Below are 17333 nucleotides of genomic sequence, written 5' to 3'. Positions count from 1 at the left end.
CATGACTCGAAGAGTCGGCCTCTCGGCACGAAGGATCTTCGGCGTAGTCTCCGCTGTCGCGATGCTCGCCGTCGTCTCCGGCTGCGGCCTCCTCGGTGGCTCCGAGGAGAAGCCCACCACGGCCGCAGCACCGGGCAAGGTCGAAAAGGCCACGATCACGGTCGGCCTGCTCAACATCCTCGACGTCGCGTCGGTCCACGTCGCGATCCAGAAGGGTTACTTCAAGGAGGAGGGCCTCGAGGTCAAGCCCGAGATCATCCAGGGTGGCGCCATGGCCATCCCGGGCCTGATCAACGGCAGCCTCGACATCTCCTTCGGCAACTGGGTCTCGTTCTTCGCGGCCGAGGCGAAGGAGGCGGCCAAGGCCGTCGACGGCCTCAAGCTGGTCAGCGACGGCTACCAGGCCAAGCCCGAGATGTTCCTGATCCTCGCCAAGGCCGACTCCCCGATCAAGTCGCCGAAGGACCTCGAGGGCAAGACCATCGCGATCAACACGTTCCGGAACATCGCCGAGCTCACCGCGAAGGCGACGCTGGAAGCCAACGACGTCGACCCCGCCAAGGTCAACTTCAAGGAGTTCCCGTTCCCGGACATGGAAGCCGCGGTCCAGAACGGCACCGTCGACGCGGCCTTCATGGTGGAGCCGTTCATCAGCCGCGCCCAGCGCACGAGCGGCCAGATCACCGTGCTCGACGCGGCGTCCGGCCCGACCGCGGACATCCCGATCGCGGGCTACGCCACGACCGGCAAGTTCGTGAAGGAGAACCCGAACACCGTCGCCGCGTTCCAGCGCGCGATGGCGAAGGGCCAGCGCGACGCGGCGGACCGCCCCACGGTCGAGCCGCTGCTGGTCGAGTACGCCAAGGTCGACAAGGAAACCGCCAGCCTCGTGCACTTCGGCGAGTTCCCGACCACGCTCGACGCCACCCGCCTGCAGCGCGTGGCGGGGCTGATGCGAACCTATGGCCTGCTCGAGAAGGACTTCGACGTCAAGCCGATGTTGGTCACGGCGTCGGGTAGCTGATCCGACGGGGGAGCCCGTCCACCGGGCTCCCCCTCGGGTGTTTCCCGTTCGGGTCGAGGGCGTGAAAAAACCATGAACGCCGGTTAGCGATCGTTTAGCGCGTCCACGTGTGGTCTGCGCGACAATGGTTGATTTGCAAACTACCGGCTTCCTCGTCCGAACGGCGGTATGACTCGGCGGATTTTTCCACCAAGATCCACCGGGTTTGTAGGGAAGTGTCGTTTCACCGGGCTGGGGAGTGTGCTGACGGTGCGCGGTCACGACGACCACGCCTCCGGGAGAGATCCGGAGCGGATTCAACTCGACACGGGTGCCGCTGGAAGCGGTCCACCCGACTCGGGGCCCAGCACAGGCGCCGTGCCCGGCGACCGGGGAGTGTCCCGGTGGCGCCTGCGGAACTGGCGCCTGCGCAGCAAGCTGGCGGTGGTGCTCCTGGTGCCCGCGCTGAGCACGCTGACGCTCGCCGGGCTGCGGCTGAACACCCAGCTGGACGACGTGGAGCTGTTCGGCCAGGTCCAGCGGGAGCTCCAGCTGTCCGCCCAGGTGGCGGCGGTGTCCGACGCCCTGCAGCTGGAACGCGACGCCGCGGTCTGGTTCGTCGCGGGCGGACGCGGGGCGAACGGCCCCGAGTTCCAGACGCGCTCGAGCAAGGTCGACGTCGAGGTCGGCAGGCTGCGCGACGTCGCGGCCTCCACGACCGGTGTCGACGACGCGGTGCGCGAGGCGTTCCAGAAGTCGTTGCAGTCGCTGGACGGCCTCAACGCGCTGCGGAACACGGTGACCAACACCAGGTACCCGGACATCTCGGTGCACAGCGCCTACGGCCAGGTGCTGGCCGCGCTGGCGCAGGTGCACCGCGCGACCGCGAGCAGCCTGAGCAACGAGACGATCACCCCGCTGGCCGGCGCCAACCTCGCGCTCTACTCCGCCAAGGAGCAGCTGACGCAGCAGAACTCGATCCTGCTGTCGACGGCCACCCGCGGCGAGTTCGCGCCCGGCCAGGCCAACGCGCTGCGCGCGGCCCAGTCCCGACTGGACGCGGCGCTCACCGACTTCGCGGTCACCGCGAGCCAGGAGAACCGGCAGCTGCTGTCGGACACCGTGTCCGGCACGCCGGTCGACGCGCGCAACAGCCTGGTGCAGCTGGCGCTGGTGCAGCAGGACGACGGCGGCGAGGTGTCCATTTCGGACGGCGACGTCATGGCCGTCGGCGAGCAGACCGCGGCGCTGCTGCGCGAGGTGTCCCAGAACATCGAGCGGCAGGCCGACCAGGCCTCCGTCGACCTGACCGAGGCCGCCCGCGCGTCCGCGTGGCGTGACGCGGCGCTGGTCGCCGTCGCGCTGGTGATCGCGTTCGCCCTCATGGCCTTCGTCGCCCGCTCGATGCTGACGCCGCTGCGCGTGCTGCGCCGCACCGCGTTGGACGTGGCCCGCAACCGCCTGCCCGACGCGATCAAGCGGATCCGGACGCACCGCGACCCGGCCCGCGCCGCGGAAGAGGCGCTGGTGCCGGTGCCGATCAACACGACCGAAGAGGTCGGCCAGGTGGCCCGCGCGTTCGACGCCGTGCAGCGCGAAGCCGTCCGCCTCGCGGTCGAGCAGGTGGCGCTGCGCGCGAACGTCAACGACATGTTCATCAACCTGTCCCGGCGCTCGCAGGCGCTGGTCGAGCGGCAGATCACCGTCATCGACCGGCTGGAGCAGGACGAGCAGGACCCCGACCAGCTGGCCAGCCTGTTCGAGCTGGACCACCTGGCCACCCAGATGCGCCGCAACAGCGAGAACCTGCTGGTGCTCTCCGGCACCACGGTCAACCGCCGCGTCACCCGGCCCGTGCCGATCTCCGAGGTGCTCGGCGCCGCGGTGTCCGAGGTCGAGAAGTACGCCCGGATCCAGATCGCGCCCGCCCCGGAGCTGAAGGTGCAGGGCCGCGTGGTCAACGACCTCGCGCACCTCATCGCCGAGCTGCTGGACAACGCGACCGCGTTCTCCAAGCCCACCACCAAGGTGACCGTGCGGGCGATCGAGACCCGGCGCGGCGAGGTGTCCATCCGCATCCACGACCGCGGTGTCGGCATGCAGGAGCAGGACGTCGTCGACGCCAACACCAAGCTCGCCGACCCGCCCGAGGTCGACGTGTCGGTGGCCCGCGAGATGGGCCTGTACGTGGTCGGCCAGCTCGCCAAGCGCCACAACATCCGGGTCACGTTGAGCAACAACGACGACATAGAGGGTGGCGTCACGGCGCAGGTCGTGCTCCCCATGGACCTGCTGCACCGCGGTCCCGAGCCGCTCGCGCCCAGGCCCGCGCCCGCCGCGCTGCCGCAGCGCCAGGCCGTGCCGCAGCTGGAGGAGAGCGGTGTCGGCGTGCTGGCCGGCGTGCCCAAGTGGACGCCGGAGATCGCGCCCGGCGGCTACGCGCCGCTGGAGCTGCCCGCCACGACCGGGCCGCAGGTCGTCCACACGCACGAGGCGGAGCCCGGCGGGTACTTCCAGGTCGAGCAGACCCCGGTGGACGACCTGTTCACCGCCACCGTGACCGAGACCGTGCCGCCGCCCGGCGAGGAGGTCCCGGACTACTCCTACCCGCCGTCGGCCGCGAGGCGCCCGGCGGCGCCCGAGCCCGCACCGGTGGTCGAGCCCGAGGAGGACGACGCCTCGACCCAGCGGCTGCCGATCTACGAGGACGTGCTGTCGCGCTGGTTCCAGGGCGGCGAGGCCGAGGGCGGGGTGGCGCGCGGCGAGGCCGCCGACCAGCCGCCGTCGACGGTGCCGCCGGAGACCGCGTCCGAGCGGACGATGTTCGCCGACCGCGCCGAGCTGATGGGCACCGACAACGGCCACGGCGGCCACGTCGGCACCGCGTCGGAGCAGACCGCGTACACCGACCGCTCCGACCTGATCACGCCACCGCCCGCGCCGAGCAAGCCGACGCCGCCCGAGCCGCGCGGCTCGACCCCGGCCGGCCTGCCCAAGCGCGAGCCCGCGCCGTCGGCGATCCCGTCGTCCGGCGCGTCCTCGACGCCCGGCTGGGGCGCGGCGGCGGACGACGGGTGGACGACGGCGACCAGCGCGCTCAAGGCGCCGGTCGACGACACGACCACCGCGGGCCTGCCCAAGCGCGTCCCCAAGGCGCGCCTGATGCCGGGTTCGCTCTCCGCGCCCTCCCCGCGCGGGTCGGCGCCGGCGGCGGCGCAGCCGTCGGCGAACAGCGCCACGTCGGCCGGGGTGGCGACCGCGGTGTCGCCGCGCCGGTCCGCCGACCGGTTGCGCCAGCGCTTCGCCACCTACCAGCGAGGTGTGCAACTCGGCCGGCAGGCGGGCGACGACGCCGGCATGCCGTGGGACGGCGTGTCGTTCGAGGACAACACCCCCGCCAACGGCGGCAATCAGACCAAGGAGCAGAAGTGACCACCGCAACCGAGGAACTCGAAAACTTCAGTTGGCTGGTCGATGACTTCGTCGCCCGGGTCGCGGGCGTCGCACACGCGATCGTGGTCTCCGCGGACGGACTGCTGCTCGCGTCCTCGGAGCGGCTGCCGATCGACCGCGCCGAGCAGCTCGCGGCCGTCGCGTCGGGCCTGGTCAGCCTGAACCTCGGCGCGGCGCGCTGCTTCGAGGCGGGTGACGTCAAGCAGACCGTGGTGGAGATGGAGCGGGGCTACCTGTTCCTCATGTCCATCAGCGACGGCTCGTGCCTGGCCGTGCTCGCCGCGCCCAACTGCGACATCGGCCTGATCGGCTACGCGATGACGCGGCTGGTCGAGCGGGTCGGCGTCCAGCTCACCCCGGAGATCCGCTCGCAGCTGCACGTCGCCATGCGCGGCTGAGGTCCCACCACCCGGCGAGGTTTTACTACTAGGGAAAGCAGAGCAACATGAGCGGTGGCGCTCCCGGCCGGCCGGGGTCACCCGCGGCGAGCCTGACCGTGACGTCGACGAAGATCGTGGTGGCCGGCGGGTTCGGTGTCGGCAAGACGACCTTCGTCGGGTCGGTGTCGGAAATCGTGCCGCTGACCACCGAGGCGGTGATGACCGAGGCCAGCGTCGGCGTGGACGACCTCTCGGCCACGCCCAACAAGATGACCACCACGGTGGCCATGGACTTCGGCCGGGTCTCGCTGGACAGCGACCTCATCCTGTACCTGTTCGGCACACCCGGTCAGCACCGGTTCTGGTTCATGTGGGACGACCTGGTGCGCGGCGCGATCGGCGCGGTCGTGCTGGTCGACACCCGCCGGCTGTCGGACGCGTTCGCCTCGATCGACTTCTTCGAGGACCGGGAGCTGCCGTACGTGGTGGGCGTGAACTGCTTCGACGGCCTGCTGCACCACCGCATCGAGGACATCCGGGAAGCGCTGACGATCGACGAGTCGGTGCCGATCGTGCCCTGCGACGCGCGCAACCGGCAGTCGACCAAGCAGACGCTGATCACTCTGGTGCAGCACGCGATGCGGCAGCCGACCTTCGCCTGATCCACCCCGCGTGACGGGCCGCGGCCGGAAAACCGGTCGCGGCCCGCCGCCGTGCGGGCCACACTCGGACGGGTGGCGGACGCTTTCGAGGACGCGGACCTGGCGGCTTACTACGACCTGATCAACGGGTTCGGCGACGACGACCGCTTCTACCTCGGGCTGGTGTCGGCCGCGACCGCGGTGCTCGACGTCGGCTGCGGCACGGGCACGCTGCTCAAGGCCGCGCGCGCCGGCGGGCACGAGGGCCGGCTGGTCGGGCTCGACCCGGCCGAGGGCATGCTCCTGCAGGCGCGGCGCGACCCCGGTGTCGACTGGGTGCGCGGCGACCTCGGCACGGTCGCGTTCGACGGGGAGTTCGACCTGGTCGTGATGACCGGGCACGCGTTCCAGGTCTTCCTCACCGACGACGAGGTGCGCGCCCAGTTCACCGCGATCCGGCGGGCGCTGACGCCGGACGGGCTCTTCGCGTTCGAGACCCGCGACCCCGGCGCGCGGGCGTGGGAGCGCTGGACGCCGGAGAACGGCACCGAGATCGTCGGCCACGGCGGCGAGCGGGTGCGCGTCGAGCACTTCGTGGAGAGCGTGGTGGACGGGCTGGTCACGATGACCGAGACGTTCAGCAGCCCGGACTGGCCGGAGCCCCGCGTCGACCGCGGCACGCTGCGGTTCACCGACGCCGAGCACCTCGACGCGCTGCTGCGGGAGACCGGGTTCGACGTGGCCGAGCGCTACGGCAACTGGGACCGGACCCCGCCCACCGCGACCAGCCCGGAGATCATCACGATCGCACGACCAGGTCCGCGCCCGGCAGCGCGCCGTCGCTGACGATCAGCGCGCCGGCCGCCCGCACCAGCGGCAGCACGGCGCACAGGGCCTGGCGCGCCAGCGCTTCGCCCGTCGGCACGGCCGGTTGCACGCCGTGCAGCCCGTGCCGCTCCACGGCGGACAGCTCCGGCAAGCCGAACGTGACGTCGTGCAGCAGCAGGCGGACCCCCATGTCGCCCAACGCGATCAGGTTGTCCTCCACCACGTCCAGGTCCTCGGCCTGACCCGGCGCCGACAGGCACCGCGCGGACAGGCTCAGCCACAGCAGCTCCGGCGGCAGCTCGGCGGTCCGCAACGCCTCGACGACCGGCGCGGTCAGGTCCGGGTCGCGCGACTGGTCCGGTGACAGCCGCACCAGCACCGGCAGCCGTTCGGCCGCGGCGAAGGCGCACGCCTCGTCCAGCACCCACTCGGCCAGCTGGCCGCTGAGCCCGAGCTCGTCGGCGAACCGCAGGCACTCGTCGTGCGACACCGGGCCGTACTCCGCCTCGTGCCACCGCAGCCGGGCCGCCACCGCGACCCGTTCGCCGTCCCGGTCCACCGGCAGGTAGTCCAGGGCGATCTCGCCGTTCTGCAACGCGCCGGGCATGGTCGCGATCAGCGAGGACCGGGCGCGGTCGCGGGCGTCCTGCCCGGCGTCGTAGATGCCCCACTGGCCCTTGCCGCCGCTCTCCGCGCGGCGCAGCGTGCTGTGCGCCTGGCGCAGCAACGCCATCGCGTCCGACCCGCGCGCCGACGTGCGCACGAAGCCCATGCCCGCGGACACCCCGACGCCGTGCCCGGCCAGCCGCACCGGCTCGACCAGCGCGGTCTCGATCGCCTCGGCCAGCGCGGAGATGCCCGGCGTGGTGGGGGAGTCCTCGATCAGCACGACGAACTCGTCGCCGCCGATGCGCGCGACGGTGGCGTTCTCGTCCGCGAACACCGCGGTCAGCCGCTGCGCCACGACCTTGAGCAGCTCGTCGCCCGCTTCGTAGCCGAGGCCGTCGTTGACGATGGCGACGCTGTCCACGTCCAGGTAGCACAACGTGATCGACCCCGGCCGGCTCAGCGCCCGCTCCAGGCCGGGCAGGAAGCTCTGCCGGTTCGGCAGGCCGGTGAGCACGTCGTGCAGCGCCTGGTGGCGCAGGTAGTCGCGCAGCACCCGCTGCTCGGTGGTGTCCTCGACCACGGCGACGTGCCACCGCGGCCGGCCGTCGTCGTCGCGCACCACCGACAGCGCGACCTCGGTCCACATCGGCTCGCCCGCCGCGTCGGTGAACTGCCGCTGCACCCTGGTCTCGTCCGCGGTGGGCGGCGTGTCGACGAACAGGGTCGCCAGGTCCTCCGGCGGCAGCATCGCCTCCAGCGCCGGGTTGGCGCCCACCAGCGCGCCGCGCGCGTCGAAGATCGCGATGCCCGCCGTGGAGCCGACGAACACCTGCCGGAACAGCTCCGGCAGCGCCCACGCCTCGATCGCCGTGGGAGCACTTCCCTCGGCGGCGGTGACGCGGACTGGCTCGGTCATGGATGGGTGTGCGACGGTGGGTGAAGATCAGGTCACCGCGCATCTTCCGGACCACCGGCCACCGCCGTCAAGGCTTCACCGAATCGGGTTAAACACATACCCATTCGGTCATCACCGTCGTGCCACCCACCTCGCACCGGAACCGGACGGGGCCCGACGGTGGCGGGCCGAGCAGGAACAGGCCCAGCTCGTCCAGCTCCGACTCCTCCACCGGCCCGGTCGCGGTGACGAGCGCGACCCGGCCCGGCCGCGCCGGCAGCACCTGGCCCGCGACACCCGCCTCGGTCACCTCGACCTGCACCGACACGCCCTCGGCGTCGAACACGAGCTGCCGCGCGGTCTGCGTCGCCCGCGCCCGCGCCGCCAGCTCCTCGTCCAGCACGGAGTCGTAGCTGGTCAAGGCGATCAGCTCGGCGTCGACCGTGCGCCACGTGAACGCGGCGCGCGCGGCCTGGAGCAGGTGCTCGGGCACGTCGCGCTCCTCGGCGAGCGCCGCGCTCAACTCCCGCAGCAGCACCTCATCGCTTTCCCACCCCGGATCGTCCCTCAACACCGACCACACCTCCTCCGCCCGCCGGCCGCGGCTCGACCAGCTTCAGCACCGCGGGAGTCTTGCGCAACTTCTCCAGGCACCTGATCCGGGTGGGCCCGATGCTGCCCACCGGCATCGCCAGCTGCTCGGCGACCGCCCCGTAGCTCGGCGGCGGGTCGGCCATGAGCTTGGCCAGCAACACCCGGCACTGCTCGGACAACGAGCGGAAGCCCTCGCGCAGCGCCTGCCGCCGCTGGGCGGCCTCCAACTCCTCGTCCAGATCCGCGACCGCGTCGTCCGGGCTCGCCGGCTCGTCCTCGGACTGCGGGTCGTAGGGCAGGGTGCGCTGCTGCATCCGCAGCATCCGCAGGCACTCGTTGCGGGTGGTCGTGGCGATCCACCCGGGCAACGCGTCCGCCTCGCGCAGCCTGCCGAGCTGCTCCACCAGCCGCAACCACACGGTCTGGTGCACGTCCGCCGCGTCCGCGTGGCGCAACCGGTGCCGGTGCACCACCGCCAGCACCAGTGGCGTGAAGCGCGCGACGATCTCGTTCCACGCGTCCTGGTCGCCCTCCGCCGCCGCGCTCACGAGCACGGCGATCGGGGAAGCAGGGGTCACGTCCCCTCCTCTGGTCCCGGGGGTTCCGCGCCTCCGCACCGGCGTGCGCCGGCGCGGACCCGGGCCGGGTCACGGACTTCGGCTTCTTCGCTGCCACACACTACGGAGTGGCGACCCGGTCGCGAGATACAAGCTTCGGCCGGACCGCCGTGAGACCCCCGCCACCCGAGGGGTCGCGGACGTCGTCAACCGCAGAAGACACCGTAGCCCGGGAAGAACTCCGGCCGCCCGACGAGCAGGTGGTCGCGGGCGCCGACCGCGGTCAGGCCGCGCTCGGTCATCGTCGCGGCGATCCGCCCGGCCACGTGCGGCGCGGCGAACGAGGTGCCCAGCCAGTAGGCGAACCGGTCGAAGACGTCCACCGGCAGTCCCGGCAGCTCCCACCTGCCCTTGAGGAACGTGCTGGTCCGGTTGCCGACCGCGCACGCGTCGACCCAGTACCCGTGGTTGCTGTAGCAGGCGGGTGACCGGCTGCCGTCGCGCTCCTCGGCGATCGCGGACACGGCGACCACGCCGGGCAGCGCGGCGGGCCAACTCGGCCGGGTGGTGCCCTGGTTGCCCGCGGAGGCCACCACGACGACGTCGCGCGGCAGGGCCGCGAGCGCCCGCCGGATGGGTTCGGAGGCGGTGTCGTCCTGGGTGAAGCAGCCCATCGAGATGTTGACGATCTGGACCTTCTCGTCGAACGACGACAGCGCGCGGGCGAACTGCTCCTCGGTGCCCAGCCCGTTCGGGTCCAGCGCCTTCTCCGGGTCGATCCGCACGCCCGGCGCGGCCTGCCGGACCACGCCCGCGACGAACGTGCCGTGACCGCCTTCGAGGGCGAACACGTCGGAGTACCGGTAGGCGGCGTCGACCTCTTCGGCCTTGGCGGTGAACGCGCCGCCGAGCCACTGCGGGTGGTCGACCGCGGCGGTCGCCGAGATGCCCGTGTCGAGGACGCCGACCACGACGCCGCGGCCGACGCCGCCGTTCGCCGGGTTCGGCGCCGCCAGCGGCGTGCCGACGCGCGGCGGCTCACCCGGGTTGCCGTGCATGTTGCCGCCGTGGCCGAAGAGCACGTGGTGCGGTTGCACGAACGGCGTGCGCTCACCGGGCCACTGCGCCGGGTCGCGCAGCAGGCGCACGATCTCCGGGATGTCGTCGGGGTTGCGGGACAGCAGCAACCGGGCCATGCCCGCGAAGTCCCGGCCGCGCGTGGTGCCGATGTTGTTCTGCGCGAGCTTCCGGCTGACCCGGTCGACGTCCTCGGGAATGGTCAGCAGCTCACCGGCGACGAAGACGAACTCCCGGCCGCGCTCGGGGTGGAGGCGGTAGCTCTGGTGCGTGCGGATGGCCTGTTGGAAGGCTTCCTGGTAGAGCCCGGAGCGAGTCGATGGATCGGACACCGAGGCCTCACAGCAGCGTCGACGGGTGCTGGGTGTGAGCAAGCTACCACAGCCCACTTGGTAATAAGGTGGGTTCGTGGCAGGGGTTTCCGCCGCCGCAGCGCTGGAAGCCCGGCAACGGGATCCGCGCGCGGCCATCGAGATCGGCCGGTCCGCGCTGCGGGCGGCGCGGGCTTCGGGCGACGGCGAGGAAGCCTCCGCGGCGGAACGCGCGATCGGCCTCGCGCTGCGCGAGCTGCACGACTTCGACGCGGCGCTGCGCCACTTGCGGCGATCCGTGCGCATCGCCGAGCAGGCCGGGTCGGCGCGCGCGGCGGCACTGGCCCGGATGAGCCTCGCGTTCGTGCTGTCCAACACCGGCCGGCACGCGCAGGCGCTGCGCGCCATCAACGCGGCGCTGCCGAACCTGCGCGGCGTGGACGCGGGCAGCGGCCGGATGCAACGGGGCCTGGTGCTGCACTACCTGTGCCGCTACGACGAGGCGCTGCGCGAGTACAACGGCGCGATCGAGGTGGTGCGCCGGTTCGGCGAACGGCTGGTGGAAGCACGCGCCCTGAACAACAGGGGGCTGCTGCGCGCCTACACCGGCGGGCTGCGCGCGGCGGACGAGGACTTCGACCGCGCCGCCGTGCTCTACCGGGAGCTGGACCAGGCGCTGGCCGTGGCGGACGTGCGGTGGAACGCGGGCATCTCCGCCTCCCGCGCCGGTGACGTGCCGCGCGCGTTGACCATGTTCGCCGAGGCCGAGCGGGAGTACCGGCGGCTGGCGGTGCCGCGGCCGGCGCTGCTGATCAACCGGCTGGAGCTGCTGGTGTCCGTGCCGCTGCTGGAGGAGGCGCGGGCGGCGGCCGACCTGGCGTTGGAGGAACTGGGCGGCGACCTCGTGCTGGCCCGGTCGGAGGCGTTGTTCTACCGCGCCAGGATCGCGCTGCTGGAAGGCGACCTGGACCGCGCCGTGGAGATGGCGGTGGCCGCGCGCAAGGGTTTCCGCCGCGAGAAGCGCGAGGTGTGGGCGGAAGGCGCGCGCCACGTCGAGCTGCGCGCCGCGTACCTGAGCGGGCAGCGGACCAAGGCGCTGGTCACCGCGTTGACCAAGGTGGCGACCCGGCTGGACGCGCTCGGCTGGCGGATGGCCGGCCTGGAGGCGCGGGTCGACGGGGCGCTGGTCGCGCGCGACCTGGGCGACCACTCGCGCGCGGTGGCCGAGCTGACCGCGGCGGGCACGGCCCGGCGCGGCGGCCCGGCGGCGCACCGCGTGCAGGGCTGGTACGCCGAGGCGTTGCGGCGCGACCTGCTCGGCAGCGCGCGCGGCGCGCAGATCGCGTTGCGGCGCGGCCTGGCGCTGCTCGACGAGTACCGGGTGTCCCTGGGCGCGACGGAACTGCGCGCGCTGAGCGGCGCACAAGGCGCGGCACTGGCCTCGGAAGGACTGCGCACGGCGGTCGCGGGCGGCCGGGCCGGACGGGTGCTGAGCTGGGCCGAGGCGTGGCGCGCGGGCACGCTGCGGATGACCCCCGCCCGGCCGCCGGAGGACTCCGGGCTGGCCGACGCGCTGGCCGAGCTGCGGGCCGTGACGGCGGACCTGGAAGCGGCGTCCACGGCGGGCCGGCCGACGGCGGCGCTGCGGCAGCGGCAGGTGCGCGGCGAGCAGCGGGTGCGCGAGCTGACCCGGCGGACCGGCGGCGGCGGCGCGGTGTTCAAACCGCCCGCGGTGGGCGAGCTGGCACGGGCGTTGGGCACCTCGGCGTTGGTGGAGTACGTCGACCACGAAGGCGAGCTGCTCGCCGTGGTGGTGGCGGGCGGCCGGGCGTCGCTGCACCGGCTCGGCCCGCTCGACGGCGCGCTGCGGGAGCTGCGGCTGCTGCGCTTCGCCCTGCACCGGCTGGTGACGCTGCCCGGGCACGTCGACCGCGCCGCGGTGCGCGCGGGCGCGGAGCACGCGGCCCGGCTGCTGCAGAACAGGCTCCTGGAGCCGTTGCGGCGGCGCCTCGACGACCGGCCGCTGGTGCTCGCGCCGACCGGCCGGCTCGGCGGCCTGCCGTGGTCGGCGCTGCCCGCCTGCCGGGGCCGCGCCGTCACCGTGGTGCCGTCGGCGACGGTGTGGCTGCGCGCGGCGACCTCCGTCCTCGTGTCGCACGACCGGGTGGTCCTGGCGGCGGGACCGCGGCTGCCGGCCGCGCCGACGGAGATCTCGGCCATCGCGTCGCTCGACCCGGGCACGGCGCCGGCCTCGGTGCTGGTGGGCGGCGCGGCGACGGTGGACGCGGTGGCGTCGGCGATGGACGGCGCGCCGCTCGCGCACGTGGCCGCGCACGGCTCGTTCCGCGCGGACAACCCGCTGTTCTCCGCCCTGGAACTGGCCGACGGCCCGCTGACCGTCTACGACCTCGAACGGCTGCGCACACCACCCGCGCGGGTCGTGCTGTCCGCGTGCGACTCGGGCCTGTCGGCGGTGCGACCCGGCGACGAGCTGATGGGGTTCACCGCGGCCCTGCTCGGGCTCGGCACCCGGACGCTCGTCGCACCGGTCATCCCCGTGCCGGCCGAGGTGACCACACCGCTGATGGTCGACCTGCACCGCAGGCTCGGCGCGGGCCACTCGCCGGCCGTCGCGCTGGCGGGCGCGCAGGAAGCGCACCGGGAGGACGGCGACACCGCGTTCGCCGCGAGCGCCGGGTTCCTGTGCTTCGGCGCGTGACCCCCGCTCGGGACTCGTGGAGACCGCGCGGCCCCAGTAGGTTGGCGCGGTGGACGAGAACGCGGACGCACGGGACATGTTGGCGGTGGCGGTGGCCGAAGCGCGCGCCGGGCTCGCCGAAGGCGGCATCCCGATCGGCGCGGCGCTCTTCACCGCCGACGGCACCCTCCTGGGCCGCGGCCACAACCGGCGGGTGCAGGACGACGACGCGTCCACCCACGCCGAGACCGCCGCGTTCCGCGCCGCCGGCCGCCGGCCGGGCTACCGCGACACGGTCATGGTCACCACGCTGTCACCGTGCTGGTACTGCAGCGGGCTCGTTCGCCAGTTCGGGATACCCCACGTGGTGATCGGCGAGGCCCGGACGTTCCACGGCGGTCACGACTGGCTCGCCGAACACGGCGTCCGGATCACCCTGCTGGACGACCAGGCGTGCGTCGGGATGATGACCGACTTCATCGCCGCCCGGCCACAGCTGTGGTTCGAGGACATCGGACAGGACTGACGGCCCAGGATTAACGCGCCGCGCCGTGCGGCGACACAATCCCGACACGGGCCGACGCCACCATCAGCGGGCATGGAACCGTGGCACGTCGACGAATCACTGGCTTGCTTCGTGCTCGCCGAAGGCGCGGTGGCGGTGGAAGTGCCCGCCAGCTGGGGCGCCGAGGTCAGCACCTGCCTGCGCTCCGCCGGACCGCTCGGGCCGATCCTCGCCATCCCCGGTCCCCGGCTGCGCTGGCTGTTCCTCGCCAGACCAGACCCGGAACCCGGGACGCGGCACGTGCCGCCGCCGGACGTCCGCTACTGGCACGGGCCGCGCCGGATCCCGGCCGCCGAATCACGCTGGGTGGTGCCCCCGGCAGGCGCACTGCCCCCGGTGGGGGCGGTGCGCTGCGCCATCAGGACGGTCCGCCGGTTCTGGTAGGGCCTGCGCCCCTAGAACCGGCTCAAGGCCTCTTCCACGGAACCGACGACGGTGAACACCGAGCTGAGCCCGGTCGCCTCGATCGGCCGCTGCGTCGCCCGGCTGGTCGCGACCAGCACCAGCGGAACGCCGAGACCGCTCGCCCGCTGACTGCCGACGACCAGCGACTCCAATCCGGCCGAGCCGAGGAAGCGCACCCCGCCGAGGTCCACCACCACACCTCGCACGTCCTCCACCAGGTGCTCCGTGAGAGGCCTGGTCAGCTCCTCAGCGCTGCTCGTGTCCAACTCGCCCGACACGTGCAGCACCACTACGCCGTCCGCGGGTCTGTCGACCCGAACGGAAGCGAGCGTTGCCGCGGGTTCTGGCACGCCGGTACTCCTCTCATTCAGCGACGCCGGCGCGGCGTCGAATCCTCCACGGTAGACCTCAACGGGCATCGTCGACCGTTTCAGCCAAGATCAGGTCGACCGGTCCGCGCGCGTCCGGCGAACCGCCGAAAGCCCGGCGCCGGCGCGCCGCGCCGCTGCCGTGCGCGCCAGACCAGGCCACGTGATCTTCCACAATGGACAGCGCGGAGGCGTCGCCGAGCGCGTCCGCGCACCACGACACCAGTTCGGCCGGCCGATCCCGGGCCGGCACCAGGTTGCCCGTGCGCGGGTCGACCGCCAGGCCGTCCACGCCGTCGCGCGCGGCCCGCCAGCACGCGGCGCGCAACATCACGTCGTCCACCCGTCCGGGCTCACCCGACTCGGCGGCCGTGCGGGCGAACGCCCGGATGACCTCGACGATGACGACCGCCTCGCGGGTGCCGACGACCTGCTCCGCCGGCTCCTCGGTGGTCTCGCACACCGGCGTGGCGACCTCGATCTGGAACGGCGTCAGCTCCCGCTGCACGTCATGACCCGCACCGGCGTGCTGCGCGACCGAGTCGGCCGGCGGCACGGGCCGGCGCGTCTCGGGGTCGACGAGGAGGAACTCCTGTTCCACCCCGACGGTCCACGGCTCGGTCATGACGGTCCCATACCCAATCGGGCGAAGTTTCAACCACCGTGTTTCAGATTCTTTCGCACGCCGGCGTTTCACGTGGTCGTGGCCGGGAACCACGGCGCTGTGAGGTTGCGCCGCAGTGATCCGTCGGGCCCCGGCTGGCGCCGGCGTGCCCGCGGTCGGGGGTTCAGCTACGCCGACGCCGACGGCGAGCCGCTGGACGCCGGGTCGGTCGAGCGGGTCAAGTCCCTGGTCATCCCGCCCGCGTGGCGCGACGTGTGGGTCTGCCCGCACCCGAACGGCCACATCCAGGCGGTGGGCACGGACGCGGCCGGGCGCCGCCAGTACCTCTACCACGAGCGGTGGCGGCAGGACCGCGACGAGGAGAAGCACGACCGGGTGCTCGCGCTGGCGCCGCTGCTCCCGGGGTTCCGGGCGGAGCTGGGGCGGGAGCTGGAAGGCCGGGGGCGGTCGCGGCAGCGGGTGCTGGCGGTGGCGTTGGCGGTGCTGGAACGCGGGGTGTTCCGGGTCGGCGGCGAGACGTACGCGGCGGACAACGGCACCCACGGCGTGGCGACGCTGCTGTGCTCCCACGTGGCCGTTCGGCGGTCCACTGTGGAGTTCTGCTACCCGGCGAAGGGCGGCATCGAGTTCACCACGGTCGTGGACGACGAGGTGCTGGCGCGGGCCGTCCGGGGGCTGCTGCGGGGGCGGGGCGGGGACGAGCGGCTGCTGGTCGACCAGCGGGGGCGCGCGGTCGGGTCGGACGACGTGAACGAGCGGTTCAAGGAGATGGTGGGGGCCGAGTTCTCGGTGAAGGACCTGCGGACGTGGCACGCGACGGTGCTGGCGGCGGCGGCGTTCGCGCGGGAAGGGCGGCCGGAGACGAAGCGGGGCCGGCAGCGGGTGGAGGTGGCCGTGGTGAAGGAGGTCTCCGAGAGCCTGGGCAACACCCCGGCGGTGGCGCGGAAGTCCTACATCGACCCAAGGGTGGTCCGGCTGTACCACGACGGGGTGATGATCAGGGCGAAGTCGGCTGATCGTGGGACAGTGGAGCGCGCCGTGCTGCGGATGCTGCGGAAGTGAAACAGCTTCGCTTTCCGTGTTTTCGCAGGCCGGCGGGTCGTTCGGTCACACGATCGGGTGATCAATGGCCGAAAATGTACGGAAACGCTGTTACCGCACCTCGGTTAAAACCATGAGGAGCCCTCGCCAACCACCGCCGACCATCACGACCAACCACCAACCACCCCGCACCGGCCGGCCCCAGCCCCGGCATCGTGACGCCGGCCGGCACCGGGCGCCGGAGGTGGACGGGTCTCGCTGAGGAACGCCGGTGTCACGGAGCCGCGGTGCCGCGGGATGTCACTGGCGGAGCAGGGCCCCGACGTCCTCGTGCAGCCGAACCGCCCCGCCGACGATCACGATCTCGGCCCCGCACTCGACCGCGCGCAACGGCAGCACCTCGTCGGCCCGCTCGTCGTCCACCTGCTGCGACCCGACGAGCGCATCGGTGAGCAGGAGGGTGTCGACCCGGCCCTCGGCCAGCGCCTGCCTGACCGCCACCAGCCCGTGCACGGCGCGTCCGGTGAGCCGCGTGGACTCGTCGCGGAACCGTTCGACCACCGCCCGCCGGGCGTCCTGGTTCGCGCGACCGGCCAGGTGCAGCACGGCCCGGTCCGGCGGCCCCTCCACCTCCACCACCAGGTGGTGGTAGCGGTTCGGCAGGGCGACCCGCAGTGATCGCCGCCCGGCCAGCGGACCGGCCAGCACCAGCAGCGGTGCGCCCAGGCGGTCGACCAGGGTGGCGGCTTCCTCGGCGACGTCGGCCAGTTCGGCGGCGTCCAGCCGGCGGCCCGGTCCGCGCGCGCCCACCGTCGCCACGGCCACCGGGCGGCCGGTCGGGTCGACGCCGCGCAGGTCCGCGCCGTGCTCGCCGACCTGCACGACCACGTGCGGCAGGAGGGGTTCGGACAGGTCGACCAGCGGCAGGACGTAGGGGAGCGGGCCGCAGCGGGCCGTGTAGCCGGTCGGCGGGACGGGGACGTACTGGTCGACCAGCACCCGCCCGCCGCCCACGATCAGGCCACGCCCGGCGAGGCCGCGCGGGGTCACGCCGGACACGATCGCGTTGTGCGCCAACGCGACGAGGTACGGGTCGGCGCCCATGGCTTGAAGTTGATCACGCATCGCCCGCCACCGCAGGTCCACGTGGTCGCCGACGTCGAGGTACACGGAGACGAACGGTCCCTCGACGTCGACCAGGTTTTTCAGACTCGCCGTGTGCATCGGTTCGGTCCTCCCCGTTCGGGTTACACGGTTGGTACCCGAACGGGGGGTGGTGCAAC

General features: G+C 73.0%; 16 protein-coding genes. 9 read left to right on the top strand and 7 right to left on the bottom strand.

Annotated elements, in window-relative coordinates; all coding sequences use genetic code 11:
- Nucleotide 1 precedes the first annotated feature (1 nt).
- From IOD16_RS26810 to IOD16_RS26790, 5 genes are all read left to right on the top strand, one after another.
- Nucleotides 2-1024: an ABC transporter substrate-binding protein gene (locus tag IOD16_RS26810; protein WP_123746365.1), complete on the top strand. Its 1023-nt coding sequence runs from the start codon at nt 2-4 to the stop codon at nt 1022-1024.
- 375 nt (nt 1025-1399) lie between these two features.
- A complete protein-coding gene (locus IOD16_RS26805) occupies nt 1400-4435 on the top strand; it encodes a sensor histidine kinase (protein WP_236594407.1) in 3036 nt (1011 codons plus the stop codon).
- Nucleotides 4432-4854: a roadblock/LC7 domain-containing protein gene (locus IOD16_RS26800; protein ID WP_053721145.1), complete on the top strand. Its 423-nt coding sequence runs from the start codon at nt 4432-4434 to the stop codon at nt 4852-4854. Before IOD16_RS26805 ends, IOD16_RS26800 begins: the two co-directional genes overlap by 4 nt.
- 47 nt (nt 4855-4901) lie before the next feature.
- Nucleotides 4902-5498 carry a GTP-binding protein gene (locus tag IOD16_RS26795; RefSeq protein WP_123746366.1) on the top strand — a complete coding sequence of 199 codons (597 nt, stop codon included), beginning with the start codon at nt 4902-4904 and terminating at the stop codon, nt 5496-5498.
- A 72-nt stretch (nt 5499-5570) separates the two neighbouring features.
- Entirely contained in the window at nt 5571-6323 is a 753-nt protein-coding gene (locus IOD16_RS26790) for a class I SAM-dependent methyltransferase (protein ID WP_201436598.1), read from the top strand.
- Here IOD16_RS26790 and IOD16_RS26785 read toward each other — a convergent pair.
- From IOD16_RS26785 to IOD16_RS26770, 4 genes are all read right to left on the bottom strand, one after another.
- Entirely contained in the window at nt 6277-7830 is a 1554-nt protein-coding gene (locus IOD16_RS26785; RefSeq protein WP_201436597.1) for a diguanylate cyclase domain-containing protein, read from the bottom strand. The genes IOD16_RS26790 and IOD16_RS26785 overlap by 47 nt on opposite strands.
- A gap of 88 nt (nt 7831-7918) precedes the next feature.
- The gene (locus IOD16_RS26780) at nt 7919-8383 is read right to left on the bottom strand and encodes a hypothetical protein (protein ID WP_236594406.1); all 465 of its coding nucleotides are present in this window, start codon (nt 8381-8383) and stop codon (nt 7919-7921) included.
- The gene (locus tag IOD16_RS26775; protein WP_123746369.1) at nt 8349-8981 is read right to left on the bottom strand and encodes an RNA polymerase sigma factor; all 633 of its coding nucleotides are present in this window, start codon (nt 8979-8981) and stop codon (nt 8349-8351) included. Before IOD16_RS26775 ends, IOD16_RS26780 begins: the two co-directional genes overlap by 35 nt.
- Before the next feature lie 185 nt (nt 8982-9166).
- The gene (locus tag IOD16_RS26770; RefSeq protein ID WP_201436596.1) at nt 9167-10369 is read right to left on the bottom strand and encodes a S8 family peptidase; all 1203 of its coding nucleotides are present in this window, start codon (nt 10367-10369) and stop codon (nt 9167-9169) included.
- A gap of 961 nt (nt 10370-11330) precedes the next feature.
- On the opposite strand from IOD16_RS26770, the gene IOD16_RS26765 reads away from it, so the two are divergent.
- From IOD16_RS26765 to IOD16_RS26755, 3 genes are all read left to right on the top strand, one after another.
- The gene (locus tag IOD16_RS26765; RefSeq protein ID WP_442978132.1) at nt 11331-13067 is read left to right on the top strand and encodes a CHAT domain-containing protein; all 1737 of its coding nucleotides are present in this window, start codon (nt 11331-11333) and stop codon (nt 13065-13067) included.
- Nucleotides 13068-13143: 76 nt separating this feature from the next.
- Entirely contained in the window at nt 13144-13572 is a 429-nt protein-coding gene (locus tag IOD16_RS26760; RefSeq protein ID WP_201441587.1) for a nucleoside deaminase, read from the top strand.
- Between the two features lie 72 nt (nt 13573-13644).
- Nucleotides 13645-13995 carry a hypothetical protein gene (locus IOD16_RS26755; protein WP_123746372.1) on the top strand — a complete coding sequence of 117 codons (351 nt, stop codon included), beginning with the start codon at nt 13645-13647 and terminating at the stop codon, nt 13993-13995.
- An 11-nt stretch (nt 13996-14006) separates the two neighbouring features.
- Here IOD16_RS26755 and IOD16_RS26750 read toward each other — a convergent pair whose 3' ends face one another.
- Both IOD16_RS26750 and IOD16_RS26745 read right to left on the bottom strand, forming a co-directional pair.
- On the bottom strand, nt 14007-14435 hold the full coding sequence (locus IOD16_RS26750) for an STAS domain-containing protein (protein ID WP_123746373.1): 429 nt from the start codon (nt 14433-14435) through the stop codon (nt 14007-14009).
- Entirely contained in the window at nt 14425-15009 is a 585-nt protein-coding gene (locus tag IOD16_RS26745; protein WP_236594405.1) for a glutamate-cysteine ligase family protein, read from the bottom strand. The genes IOD16_RS26750 and IOD16_RS26745 overlap by 11 nt, the downstream gene beginning before the upstream one ends.
- Before the next feature lie 99 nt (nt 15010-15108).
- On the opposite strand from IOD16_RS26745, the gene IOD16_RS26740 reads away from it, so the two are divergent.
- Nucleotides 15109-16071: a DNA topoisomerase IB gene (locus tag IOD16_RS26740; RefSeq protein ID WP_236594404.1), complete on the top strand. Its 963-nt coding sequence runs from the start codon at nt 15109-15111 to the stop codon at nt 16069-16071.
- A 279-nt stretch (nt 16072-16350) separates the two neighbouring features.
- Here the strand turns inward: IOD16_RS26740 and IOD16_RS26735 are convergent, their stop codons facing one another.
- Entirely contained in the window at nt 16351-17274 is a 924-nt protein-coding gene (locus tag IOD16_RS26735) for a baeRF2 domain-containing protein (RefSeq protein ID WP_201436591.1), read from the bottom strand.
- Nucleotides 17275-17333 lie beyond the last annotated feature (59 nt).

Source organism: Saccharothrix sp. 6-C, from assembly GCF_016695385.1.
Taxonomy (GTDB): domain Bacteria; phylum Actinomycetota; class Actinomycetes; order Mycobacteriales; family Pseudonocardiaceae; genus Actinosynnema; species Actinosynnema texasense.
The sequence above is the reverse complement of the archived record's forward strand: the minus strand, read 5'-3'. Positions and strand labels throughout refer to the sequence as shown.